2 protein-coding genes and 1 pseudogene are annotated in these 1422 nt (G+C 62.2%); all 3 read right to left on the bottom strand.

Translation table 11 applies throughout. The features are described 5' to 3' along the window. A partial coding sequence (locus AC1DWF_RS31950; RefSeq protein WP_476842557.1) for a type II toxin-antitoxin system Phd/YefM family antitoxin occupies positions 1–188 on the bottom strand: 188 nt, incomplete at its 3' end. 56 nt (positions 189–244) lie between these two features. Beyond that, positions 245–583 carry a protein tyrosine phosphatase family protein gene (locus AC1DWF_RS31955; RefSeq protein WP_476785070.1) on the bottom strand — a complete coding sequence of 113 codons (339 nt, stop codon included), beginning with the start codon at positions 581–583 and terminating at the stop codon, positions 245–247. A 127-nt stretch (positions 584–710) separates the two neighbouring features. After that, positions 711–1422 (bottom strand): annotated as a pseudogene (locus AC1DWF_RS31960) (hypothetical protein); the annotation flags it as partial.

Genomic DNA, 1422 nt, shown 5'->3' on the forward strand with positions numbered 1-1422 from the left:
TTGCCCTTGAGCGCACCGATCCGGGGAAGCAACTCCTGTTCCGGCTCCGGGGGCATGACACGGGCCACGGCCTTGCCGTGGCGTGTGACGACAAGCTCTTCGCCGGCTTCCGCCCGTTTGATGAGTTCGGAGAATTTGCCCTTGGCTTCGGCGACGGAAACATTCATCGGCGTGATCCTTATGACCATAATTTAGGTCACAACTGGTCTTCACGCAAACAGGCGTGCTCCCGTCGCCGTTCTGCTCAGCCCTTGCTTTGCTGGATCGCCATATAGAGGTTGGTGCAACGCGTGCCCGAGCGGCAGTAGGCGAACACCGGGCCGTCCATCTCGTCGAGCGCGTCGGCCATGTCGGCGACATTGTCGCCGGACATCTGGCCGCTGATGACAGGAATGTAGCGGAAGGCGAGGCCGGCGGCTTCGACCGCTGCCTTGACGCTGTCGGCGGAAGGCTGGCCGGGCTGCTCGTCGTCGGGCCTGTTGCAGATGACGCTCTTGAAGCCGGCGGCCTTGATGGCGGCAACCTCTTCCGGCGTGATCTGGCCGGAAACCGAGTAGTCATCGGTGATCTGGCGGTATTCCATGTTCGTCCTCGCGAGTTTTGTTTGCCACGCTTGCGGCTGGTCGGCGCCAGTCTTGCCACTGTCGAGCCCAGGGGGCAACTGTTGTTGCCCCTCGTGACATCGGAACCGAAGCCACTGGCCCCAAGCTTCAGTGTGTTTCGCCAGCACCGCCCACGGCAACGAGGTTGAACGGCTTGCCTTCGAGCGTGATGTCGTCGCCCTGCTTGAAGCTGTCGGCATCAACGATATGCAGCACGCTCTTGAGCGGGTCGGAAACCACGATCCGGCTGCCGGCGACAGCAATGCGCGGGCGCGGATCGCTCCAGTGGCCGTCCATGCTGTAGGGCTCTGTCAGCTTGAGCGAAGCATCGATCTTGCCCGCCACCACGTCGATCCGATGCAATTGGCCATCCTCGGTGAAAACATAGGCGAATTTCGCCCGAACCTGATCGACGGCAAAATGCACGCGGCGCGTCGGCAGATCGATCAGCCGGAAGGCGTCTTCGGATTTCGGATCGATCAGTACGACGGCGCTCGGGCCATAATTGCCAAGGAAATACTGAAGGCCGCGGCCGCCGACCAATGTCGTTGATTTTCCCTCGGGAAGACCGGCGTAAGGAAGCAGGTCGATCGCTGGCGCGCTTCCGCTTGATGAGGTGACAAGCAGGCCTTTGGCGCAAGCAATGGCCAGCAGATCGCCTGACGAGGCCTCACCATGCAGGTCGGGGCAGTCGTGGACATTGCCAACCGAGGCTCCGGCACGGTCGACCACGCGAATGCCGACCGGCAGCTCGTCCGGCTTTTGCTGGTTCGGCTCCGTAATCAGGACATGATCGCCAAGTGCCACGGCGACGCCGTGG

The organism is Aminobacter sp. P4_D5, assembly GCF_056401815.1.

What these genes read in the sequence shown, in the direction of transcription:
- AC1DWF_RS31955 (WP_476785070.1), bottom strand. Translation starts at nt 583, where the DNA reads ATGGAATACCGCCAGATCACCGATGACTACTCGGTTTCCGGCCAGATC.